The organism is Streptococcus mitis, assembly GCF_001579035.1.
Lineage (GTDB): Bacteria > Bacillota > Bacilli > Lactobacillales > Streptococcaceae > Streptococcus > Streptococcus mitis_J.
The window spans coordinates 112,509-123,305 of the sequence record NZ_KQ970287.1; the positions used below are offsets into that span (position 1 = coordinate 112,509).

The 10,797-nt window shown below is 40.0% G+C and carries 11 protein-coding genes and 2 pseudogenes; all 13 read left to right on the forward strand.

Annotation, left to right across the window (positions count from 1 at the left end; genetic code table 11):
- On the forward strand, nt 1-1,132 hold a 1,132-nt coding region (locus tag SMIDD26_RS05005), incomplete at its 5' end, for an efflux RND transporter periplasmic adaptor subunit (protein WP_061439285.1).
- On the forward strand, nt 1,116-1,817 hold the full coding sequence (locus tag SMIDD26_RS05010) for an ABC transporter ATP-binding protein (protein WP_061439287.1): 702 nt from the start codon (nt 1,116-1,118) through the stop codon (nt 1,815-1,817). The genes SMIDD26_RS05005 and SMIDD26_RS05010, both read left to right, overlap by 17 nt.
- A gap of 1 nt (nt 1,818) precedes the next feature.
- Complete coding sequence (locus tag SMIDD26_RS05015) at nt 1,819-3,078, forward strand: ABC transporter permease (RefSeq protein ID WP_061439289.1); 1,260 nt, start codon at nt 1,819-1,821, stop codon at nt 3,076-3,078.
- Between the two features lie 133 nt (nt 3,079-3,211).
- A complete protein-coding gene (gene metG, locus SMIDD26_RS05020) occupies nt 3,212-5,209 on the forward strand; it encodes a methionine--tRNA ligase (RefSeq protein WP_061439291.1) in 1,998 nt (665 codons plus the stop codon).
- A gap of 131 nt (nt 5,210-5,340) precedes the next feature.
- Nucleotides 5,341-5,661, forward strand: coding sequence for a PadR family transcriptional regulator (locus tag SMIDD26_RS05025; protein ID WP_000665422.1), 321 nt, complete (start codon nt 5,341-5,343; stop codon nt 5,659-5,661).
- Nucleotides 5,662-5,664: 3 nt separating this feature from the next.
- A complete protein-coding gene (locus SMIDD26_RS05030; RefSeq protein ID WP_061439292.1) occupies nt 5,665-6,480 on the forward strand; it encodes a hypothetical protein in 816 nt (271 codons plus the stop codon).
- 74 nt (nt 6,481-6,554) lie between these two features.
- Nucleotides 6,555-7,481 (forward strand): aldo/keto reductase, encoded by a 927-nt coding sequence (locus SMIDD26_RS05035; protein WP_061439293.1) that lies wholly within the window; start codon nt 6,555-6,557, stop codon nt 7,479-7,481.
- 99 nt (nt 7,482-7,580) lie between these two features.
- Entirely contained in the window at nt 7,581-7,817 is a 237-nt protein-coding gene (locus SMIDD26_RS05040; RefSeq protein WP_061439294.1) for a DUF2829 domain-containing protein, read from the forward strand.
- Nucleotides 7,810-8,508: a 3-oxoacyl-ACP reductase gene (locus SMIDD26_RS05045; protein ID WP_061439295.1), complete on the forward strand. Its 699-nt coding sequence runs from the start codon at nt 7,810-7,812 to the stop codon at nt 8,506-8,508. The genes SMIDD26_RS05040 and SMIDD26_RS05045 overlap by 8 nt, the downstream gene beginning before the upstream one ends.
- Nucleotides 8,509-8,518: 10 nt before the next feature.
- Nucleotides 8,519-8,998, forward strand: a complete 480-nt coding sequence (locus SMIDD26_RS05050) for an NUDIX hydrolase (RefSeq protein ID WP_061439297.1) — start codon at nt 8,519-8,521, stop codon at nt 8,996-8,998.
- A gap of 7 nt (nt 8,999-9,005) precedes the next feature.
- Nucleotides 9,006-9,734, forward strand: coding sequence for a GNAT family N-acetyltransferase (locus SMIDD26_RS05055; RefSeq protein WP_061439299.1), 729 nt, complete (start codon nt 9,006-9,008; stop codon nt 9,732-9,734).
- 41 nt (nt 9,735-9,775) lie between these two features.
- Nucleotides 9,776-10,661: pseudogene (locus tag SMIDD26_RS05060) on the forward strand (putative PEP-binding protein).
- Nucleotides 10,621-10,797 (forward strand): annotated as a pseudogene (locus SMIDD26_RS12825) (RNA-binding protein); the annotation flags it as partial. The pseudogenes SMIDD26_RS05060 and SMIDD26_RS12825, both read left to right, overlap by 41 nt.

Here is a 10,797-nt window from a genome sequence, read left to right on the forward strand (position 1 = left end):
GGGGGCTGGGGGCATCTTGCTCTTTAGACAACCCTCACAAACCGATGTTAAGGATGAAACGCCACATCTAGTAGTGGCAAAAGAGGGAACTGTTGCTTCGTCGGTTTTATTGTCAGGAACAGTAACGGCAAAAAATGAACAATACGTTTATTTTGATGCTGGCAAGGGAGATTTAGACGAAATCCTTGTTTCTGTGGGCGATAAGGTCAGCGAAGGGCAGGCTTTAGTCAAGTACAGTAGTTCAGAAGCGCAGGCGGCCTATGATTCAGCTAGTCGAGCAGTCGCTAAGGCAGATCGTCATATCAATGAACTCAATCAAGCACGAAATGAAGCCATTTCAGCTCCAGCTCCTCAAGCCTCTGCGCCAGCAGGAGGAGAAGATGCAACGGTGCAAAGCCCAACTCCAGTGGCTGGAAATTCTGTTGCTTCTATTGACGCTCAATTAGGTGATGCCCGTGATGCCCGTGCAGATGCAGCAGCGCAATTAAGCAAGGCTCAAAGTCAGTTGGATGCAATGACGGTTCTCAGTACCCTAGAGGGAACTGTGGTTGAAGTTAACCACAATATTTCTAAATCTCCAACAGGAGCTAGTCAAGTGGTGGTTCATGTCGTAAGTAATGAAAACTTGCAAGTTAAGGGTGAACTATCTGAATATAACCTTGCCAACCTATCTGTAGGTCAAGAAGTAACCTTTACTTCTAAGGTTTACCAAGATAAGAGCTGGACTGGTAAGATTAGCTATATTTCTGACTACCCTAAAAACAATGGCGAAGCAGCAAGTGCTGCGGCTGCAGCAGGTGGTAATTCTGGTTCCAAATATCCATATACCATCGACGTTACAAGTGAAATTGGTGTCTTGAAACAAGGATTCTCAGTAAGTGTTGAGGTGAAGAATAAGAGTAAAGCCATTTTGGTTCCTCTAACAAGTATTGTGACTGAAAATGATAAGAACTATGTCTGGGTGCTTGACGAGCAGAAAAAGGCCAAGAAAGTGGAAGTTGGTTTGGGAAATGCTGATGCAGACAACCAAGAAATCACTTCAGGTCTGACAAATGGAGTCAAGGTCATCAGTAACCCAACGTCTTCTCTAGAGGAAGGAAAAGAGGTGAAGGCTGATGAAGAAACTAATTAGTCTAAAAAATATCTGCAGAAGCTACCGTAATGGTGACCAAGAACTGCAGGTTCTCAAAAATATCAACCTAGAAGTGAAAGAGGGTGAATTCGTTGCCATCATGGGACCATCTGGTTCGGGTAAGTCTACTCTCATGAATACGATTGGCATGTTGGATACACCAAGTAGTGGAGAGTATTATCTTGAAGGTCAAGAAGTGGCTGGATTGGGTGAAAAACAACTAGCCAAGGTCCGTAACCAACAAATCGGTTTTGTCTTTCAGCAGTTCTTTCTTCTATCTAAACTCAATGCTCTGCAAAATGTAGAATTACCCTTAATTTACGCAGGAGTTTCGGCTTCAAAACGTCGCAAGTTAGCTGAGGAATATCTAGATAAGGTTGAATTGACAGAACGTAGTCATCATTTGCCTTCGGAATTATCTGGTGGTCAAAAGCAACGTGTGGCTATTGCGCGTGCCTTGGTAAACAATCCTTCTATTATCTTAGCAGACGAACCGACAGGAGCCTTGGATACCAAAACAGGAAATCAAATTATGCAACTATTGGTTGACTTGAACAAAGAAGGAAAAACCATTATCATGGTAACGCATGAGCCTGAAATAGCTGCTTATGCCAAACGTCAGATTGTCATTCGCGATGGAGTTATTTCATCTGATAGTGCTCAGTTAGAAAAGGAGGAAAACTAAGATGCAGAATCTGAAATTTGCCTTTTCATCTATTATGGCTCACAAGATGCGTTCTTTGCTTACCATGATTGGGATTATTATCGGTGTTTCATCAGTTGTTGTGATTATGGCTTTGGGAGATTCCCTATCTCGTCAAGTCAATAAAGATATGACCAAATCTCAGAAAAATATTAGCGTCTTCTTCTCTCCTAAAAAAAGTAAAGATGGGTCTTTTACTCAGAAACAATCAGCTTTTACGGTTTCTGGAAAAGAAGAGGAAGTTCATGTTGAACCACCAAAACCGCAAGAATCTTGGGTCAAGGAGGCAGCCAAACTCAAGGGAGTGGATAGTTACTATGTAACCAATTCAACGAATGCCATCTTGACCTATCAAGATAAAAAGGTTGAGAATGCTAATTTGACAGGTGGAAACAGAACTTACATGGACGCTGTTAAGAATGAAATTATTGTAGGTCGTAGTCTAAGAGAGCAAGATTTCAAAGAGTTTGCAAGTGTCATTTTGCTAGATGAGGAATTGTCCATTAGTTTATTTGGCTCTCCACAAGAGGCTATTAACAAGGTTGTAGAAGTCAATGATTTTAGTTACCGAGTCATTGGGGTTTATACTAGTCCAGAGGCTAAAAGGTCAAAAATATATGGGTTTGGTGGCTTGCCTATTACTACCAATATCTCCCTTGCTGCGAATTTTAATGTAGATGAAATAGCTAGTATTGTCTTTCGAGTGAATGATACCAGTTTAACTCCAACTCTGGGTCCAGAACTGGCACGAAAAATGACAGAACTTGCAGGCTTGCAACAGGGAGAATATCAGGTGGCAGATGAGTCGCTTACATTTGCAGAAATTCAACAATCGTTTAGTTTTATGACGACGATTATCAGTTCCATCGCAGGGATTTCCCTCTTTGTTGGAGGAACTGGTGTTATGAACATCATGCTGGTTTCGGTGACAGAGCGCACTCGTGAGATTGGTCTTCGTAAGGCTTTGGGTGCAACGCGTGCCAATATTTTAATCCAGTTTTTGATTGAATCCATGATTTTGACCTTGTTAGGTGGCTTGATTGGCTTGACAATTGCAAGTGGTTTAACTGCCTTAGCAGGTTTGTTACTGCAAGGTTTGATTGCGGGTATAGAAGTTGGAGTATCAATTCCAGTTGCCCTATTTAGTCTTGCAGTTTCGGCTAGCGTAGGTATGATTTTTGGAGTCTTGCCAGCCAACAAGGCATCGAAACTTGATCCAATCGAAGCCCTTCGTTATGAATAATTTAAAAGATAAAAAACGAGATAGACATCAGTCTGTCTTGTTTTTGTATGGATTTCCCTATCGAAAATCCTTAAAAATGTGATATAATGAAGTGTTAGAAAAACAGGTTTCATTTGCCTGGAAAGGAAAAATTATGTCTGAAAAGAATTTTTATATTACAACACCGATTTACTATCCATCTGGGAAACTTCATATCGGTTCTGCTTACACAACCATTGCTTGTGATGTTCTAGCTCGTTACAAACGCCTGATGGGCTACGATGTCTTTTATTTGACAGGTCTTGATGAACATGGTCAGAAAATCCAGCAGAAAGCGGAAGAAGCTGGCATTACACCACAAGCCTATGTTGATGGAATGGCAGTTGGAGTTAAAGAACTCTGGCAATTACTAAATATTTCATACGATAAATTTATCCGTACAACTGATGACTACCACGAAAAAGTAGTGGCTCAAGTCTTTGAACGCTTGCTGGCTCAAGATGATATTTACCTAGGTGAATACTCTGGCTGGTATTCAGTATCAGACGAAGAATTCTTTACAGAAAGCCAGCTGGCAGAAGTTTTCCGTGATGAAGCTGGAAATGTAACTGGTGGTATTGCTCCATCAGGTCACGAGGTTGAATGGGTATCCGAAGAATCATACTTCCTTCGCCTCAGCAAATACCAAGATCGTTTGGTAGACTTTTTCAAGTCCCATCCTGAATTTATCACTCCAGATGGTCGTCTGAATGAAATGCTTCGTAACTTCATCGAGCCAGGTTTAGAGGATTTGGCAGTATCTCGTACAACATTTACATGGGGAGTACCTGTCCCATCAAATCCAAAACACGTTGTCTACGTTTGGATTGATGCCCTTCTTAACTATGCGACAGCTCTTGGCTACGGTCAAGATCAACATGGTAACTTTGACAAATTCTGGAATGGAACCGTCTTCCACATGGTAGGAAAAGACATCCTTCGTTTCCACTCAATCTACTGGCCAATCCTTCTTATGATGTTGGATATCAAATTGCCAGATCGTTTGATTGCCCATGGTTGGTTTGTCATGAAAGACGGTAAGATGTCTAAGTCTAAAGGGAATGTTGTCTACCCTGAAATGTTGGTAGAGCGTTATGGACTAGATCCACTGCGTTACTATCTCATGCGTAGCCTTCCAGTTGGTTCAGATGGAACCTTTACTCCTGAAGACTATGTCGGCCGTATCAACTACGAATTGGCCAATGACCTTGGAAACCTCCTCAACCGTACGGTCTCTATGATTAACAAGTATTTTGATGGACAAATTCCTGCCTATGTAGATGGTGTGACAGAGTTTGACCATGCTCTTGCTGACGTTGCAAAACAATCAATCGCTGACTACCATACACACATGGATGCAGTTGACTATCCACGTGCTTTAGAAGCAGTCTGGACACTTATCTCTCGTACTAACAAATACATCGATGAGACAGCCCCATGGGTCTTGGCTAAGGATGAATCTCTTCGTGACCAATTGGCAAGTGTTATGAGCCACTTGGCAGCCAGCCTTCGTGTCGTAGCTCACTTGATTGAGCCATTTATGATGGAAACCAGTCGTGCAGTCTTGACTCAACTTGGATTGGAAGAAGTAGCGAGCCTTGAGAACTTGAGATTGGCTGACTTCCCAGCAGATGTGACTGTAGTTGCCAAAGGAACTCCAATTTTCCCACGTCTGGATATGGAAGAAGAAATTGCCTATATCAAAGAACAAATGGAAGGCAACAAACCAGCTGTCGAAAAAGAATGGAATCCAGATGAAGTTGAGCTCAAACTCAACAAGGACGAAATCAAGTTCGAAGACTTTGACAAGGTTGAAATTCGTGTTGCCGAAGTCAAAAAAGTTTCTAAAGTGGAAGGTTCTGATAAGTTACTTCAATTCCGCTTGGATGCAGGTGATGGTGAAGATCGTCAAATTCTTTCAGGGATTGCCAAATACTATCCAAACGAACAAGAATTGGTCGGCAAGAAAGTCCAAATCGTTGCCAACCTTAAACCACGCAAGATGATGAAAAAATATGTCAGCCAAGGTATGATCCTCTCAGCTGAACATGATGGAAAATTAACCCTTCTCACAGTTGATCCAGCTGTACCAAACGGAAGTGTGATTGGGTAAAAGTAGACAGGACTAGTTCATGCTAGTTCTGTTTTTTATTTAACTATTATGCTTTACAAACTAGTGTGAAAGTGGTATATTATAGATGAAGTTACTAGTATGTATTACAAAATAGATAGAAGGGGAAAGGGATGAAGGAAACTCAGCTATTAAAAGGTGTTCTTGAAGGTTGTGTCTTGGATATGATAGGTCAAAAAGAGCGGTATGGTTATGAGTTGGTTCAAACTTTGCGAGAGGCTGGATTTGACACTATCGTTCCAGGAACTATTTATCCTTTGTTGCAAAAGTTAGAAAAAAATCAATGGATAAGAGGCGACATGCGCCCGTCGCCAGATGGTCCAGATCGGAAGTATTTTTCGTTAACTAAAGAAGGAGAAGAGCGTGTCTCGGTCTTTTGGCAACAATGGGACGATTTAAGTCAAAAAGTTGAAGGGATTAAGAATGGGGGGTAAACCATGAAGAAAATGAAGTATTACGAAGAAACAAGCGCTTTGCTGCATGAGTTTTCTGAGGAGAATCAGCAGTATTTTGAGGAGCTGTGGGATAGTTTTAATCTTGCTGGATTTCTCTATGATGAGGACTATCTCAGAGAGCAGATTTATTTGATGATGTTAGATTTCTCAGAAGCAGAACGTGATGGCATGAGTGCAGAGGATTATTTAGGTAAGAATCCTAAAAAAATAATGAAAGAGATTCTCAAGGAAGCACCACGCAGTCCTATCAAGGAGTCCCTTTTGACACCAATTTTTGTCCTAGCGGTATTACGTTACTATCATCTACTGGGTGATTTTTCTAAAGGTCCTCTCTTAACAGTCAATTTACTCACTTTTTTAGGGCAACTTCTTCTTTTTCTGATTGGATTTGGGCTTGTGGCTACAATTTTACGAAAAAGTTTAGTCCAAGATTCTCCTAAAATGAAAATTAGCACCTATATTATCGTTGGGATTCTTGTTCTGCTAGTTGTTCTGGGATATGTAGGAATAGGAAGTTTTGTACAAGAAGGAGCATTTTATCTTCCTGCTCCCTGGGATAGTTTGTCTGTCTTTACGATTTCCCTAGTCATCAGTATTTGGAATTGGAAAGAACCGATTTTTCGTCCATTTGTTAGTATGATTATTGCCCACCTTATTGTAGGTTCTCTGCTCCGTTACTATGAGTGGATGGGAATTTCAAATGTTTTTCTTACAAAAGTTATTCCTTTAGCTGTCCTCTTTATTGGAATCTTTGTCTTGTTCCGTGGGTTTAAGAAGATAAAATGGAGTGAAATATAGTCAAAAAGCCGTTGCAAAGCGGTTTTTTGTTATAATGAAGGGAAGAATGTTAGAAATTTAAGGAGAAAAATTTGATGAGATACATAACTCTTGGTCAAGATGACAAAGAATTATCAGAAATTGTTCTCGGAATGATGAGAATAGAAGATAAGTCTGTAAAAGAAGTTGAAGAGCTTGTAGAAACAGCTCTTTCTGTTGGAATCAATGCCTTTGACTTGGCTGATATATATGGTCTTGGTCGTTGTGAAGAACTGTTAGGTCTTGTCCTAAAAAATCGTCCAGATTTAAGAGAAGAGATGTGGATTCAGTCAAAATGTGGCATTCGCATTGAAGAATTTACCTATTTTGATTTTTCTAAGGACTATATTATAAAATCAGTTGACGGAATTTTACAAAGATTGAAGATTGATCATCTAGATAGCTTGCTTCTTCATCGACCAGATGCTTTGATGGAATCTGACCAAGTAGCAGAAGCCTTTGAAATTCTACAAAAATCAGGTAAAGTTCGAGACTTTGGTGTGTCTAACCAAAATCCCATGATGATGGAATTGCTGAAGAAAGAAGTCAAACAACCTCTATCTATCAATCAATTACAATTAAGTGCAGCTTTCACACCTAGTTTTGAAGCAGGATTTCATGTCAATATGGAAGGCAACAAGGCAGCTTTGCGTGATGGAAGCGTCTTTGAATACTGCAAATTAAATGACATGGTTATCCAGGCCTGGTCAGTCTTGCAGTTCGGATATTTTAAAGGGAATTTCGTTGGCAATGAGAAATTTCAAGCTTTAAATCAAGTACTTGAGCGTTTAGCTATTAAATATGGAGTAACTTCTTCAACTATTGCCATTTCTTGGATATTACGCTACCCAGCCAAAATGCAGGCAGTCGTAGGTACAACAAATCCTAAGCACTTGAGAGAAGCTAGCCAAGCGACAAACTTTAATTTAACAAGAAAAGAATGGTATGAAATTTATCTTGCTGCAGGGAATAATTTGCCGTAAGTAGAAGCAGATGTAAATAAATCACAGTCAAAAAGCCGTTTTAAAGCGGTTTTTTTGTTATAATGAAGGGAAGAATTATTGATATCAAAGGAGAAAAACATGACATTTGAAGAGATCCTGCCTGGGTTAAAGGTTAAGAGAAAATATGTACGAACTGGTTGGGGAGGTGCGGAAAACTATGTCCAACTCTTTGATACCATCGAGCAAAACGGGGTTGCACTTGAAGTGACTCCCTACTTCCTAATCAACGTTTCTGGCGAAGGAGAAGGTTTTTCCATGTGGAGCCCGACACCTTGTGATGTTTTGGCGACGGATTGGGTAGAAGTGCATGACTAGACGTGTACTTGTTACAGGAGTGAGTTCAGGTATCGGATTGGCTCAGGCTCGACTCTTTTTAGAAAATGGTTATCAAGTATACGGAGTTGACCAAGGTGAAAATCCCCTCTTAGAGGGTGATTTCCATTTTTTACAGAGAGATTTGACCTTGGACTTAGAGCCTATTTTTGACTGGTGCCCACAGGTGGATGTTTTGTGCAATACTGCTGGAGTGTTGGATGCTTATAAACTCCTATTGGAACAATCAGCGCAGGAAATTCAAGAAATTTTTGAAATTAACTACGTGACTCCTGTTGAGTTGACTCGCTATTATTTGACACAAATGCTGGAGAATAAAAAAGGCTCCATTATCAATATGTGCTCTATCGCTTCTAGTCTAGCAGGTGGCGGTGGACACGCCTATACTTCTTCGAAGCACGCCTTGGCTGGATTTACAAAGCAGTTGGCTCTAGACTATGCAGAAGCTGGGATTCAGGTCTTTGGGATTGCTCCAGGAGCAGTCAAGACGGGTATGACCGCTGCCGACTTTGAACCAGGTGGCTTAGCAGACTGGGTGGCGAGTGAAACACCAATCAAGCGCTGGATCGAGCCAGAAGAAGTAGCGGAGATCAGCCTTTTCTTAGCAAGTGGAAAAGCAAGCGCCATGCAAGGACAAATCCTGACAATAGATGGTGGTTGGTCTTTGAAGTAGGAGTAGTTGGATGGAAATCAAAAATCACTTTGGAGTCTATGGTGTTTGCTATAAACATGGTTACCTTCTTTGTATTCAAAAAACAGCAGGTCCCTACAAAAATAGGTTAGACCTTCCCGGTGGTAGTCAGCAACTTGGTGAAGGACTGACGGAAACGCTGATTAGAGAAGTTATGGAAGAGACGGGATTTACCGTTAGAAGCTACTCCAATCCTCGAATCTACGATGTTTTCGTCAGGGAAGAGTTAACAAATTTTATGGTTCACCATATCATGGCCTTGTATGATGTTGAAATGAATGAGGAGGCATTTCAAGTGAATATTTCTGAAACTGTCTCTGACGGTGCGAATGATTCACTGGGATATGTTTGGATGGATATTCAAAAAATCACAGAAGAAAATGCATCGCCATTAGTCTTGAAGGTTAAGTCTGAATTATTAGGATTTCCAGAACTGGACAAGAGCTCTTACATGAATTGGAAGGTGAAGTAGGGGGATAATGGAACTATTTAAAACATGGAAGAAAAATATGGTTCTCTATGGTCTTAAATCTCAAATCGGAACTGTCTACCGAAACAGTGATAGGACAACAAGCTTTTATGATGTTGGGAATTTTCTATACCTAGCAGGGGAGTTGGATTCCAGATTTTGGGAAGATTTTGTTAGAAAATATGGTTTAGATTATAAGATTATTATTTCAGAAAATACTAATTGGCAAGATTTTCTGCATCGGAAGGTGGGGCTAAATTCTTTTACTCGCTATTCTTTTAAAGATAAGGCAAATTTTCAAGTTAAATTTCTAAATGATCTAGTTACTCATTTAGAGGAAGATTACAATATTGTGCCTATTGATAATCATATTTATAACTGCTTTTCTACGGAAGAATGGTCACAGGATTTACAGGGGGATTTTGAGTCCTATCAGGATTTTGTTTTAAAAGGTGGATTTGGCTTTGTGATTCTTAAAAATAATGAACTGATTGCTGGGATTTCCTCAGGGTTAGTTTACCGTGAAGCAGTTGAAGTGGAAGTTGCAACTAGACCAAACGAACAAGGAAATGGATTTGCTAAAAAGCTTGGTGCTGCAATGATTCTAGAGAGTTTAAATAGAGATATGTTTCCACTTTGGGATGCTCATAACGAGGCTTCCAAAAAAGTAGCAGAATTTTTAGGATATGAGTTAATTGGACCTTATGTAGCTTTTGAACTAGAGAAAAGTGTCATATAATGATAGCTGATATTATATCTTTTAAGACGAGGTGAATGGCTATGAAAAACCAGTTAACCCTTAGTGGCGAAAAACTTGATGAAAAAGTTTACCCACAACTATTTCATCATGTTGGCATGATTCGTGGGGAATATTTGTTGAGAGAGCTTAATCAAAACATACTATTACCAAGTTGTCAGCAATTTGTAAAAGATTATCTAGAGGCTATCTGCTCCCTGTACTCAGATGAAGAAGTTTGGTATCGTTTTTCTGAATTAACGAATACAGAAGCTAATTGTCTAAAGGGGACTAAAGAGTATTTTGACGAACGTCATCCTTTGTTTGGATATAGAGGAACTAGGCGTTTGCTGGCGTGTCCGGATGAATTTCAGGCTGAAGCATATGTCGTTACAGAAGTTTATCAAACCAATCCTAATCTATCTGTTATCTTTCCTTTTGTCAATGATGCTGAGCAGTTAAAGCAAGCTATTACAGTATTGCGTCAGCATGGCTTTACTGGGAAAATCGGCACAATGGTTGAATTACCGTCAGCTTATTTTGACTTGGACAGAATAATGGAAACGGGCATTTCAAAGATTGTAGTTGGAATGAATGATTTGACTTCTTTTATTTTTGCGACTGTGAGAAACAGTCAATGGCATGATATGGAAAGTCCAATTATGTTAGATATGTTGAGACAGATGCAGGATAAAGCAAGGAAGAACAAGATTGACTTTGCTGTGGCAGGTTATCTGAATACTTCTTTCATACAAAAAATGAATCAGATGGGGATTGAGTGCATTCTCCATTACAGCTCTATTCCAGATATTTTTGATTTAGAAATTGACCATCCAGATCATCTTAAACACATAAAAGAAGAAAGTAAAAAATTACAAAGGAGTACCCTATGACACCGCAAGAAATGTGGAATGCCTACAAGCAAATTAACCCCTCGATTGGAGATGGGATAGATGCTTGGGCTTTTGGAGTGGAACCAGACCTTTTAGCAGATTTGGTTTTAAGAGGCGAAAAGACTGCAACAGCATCAGCCTACGACCTCTATGCACTAGAAGATGAACCCCTT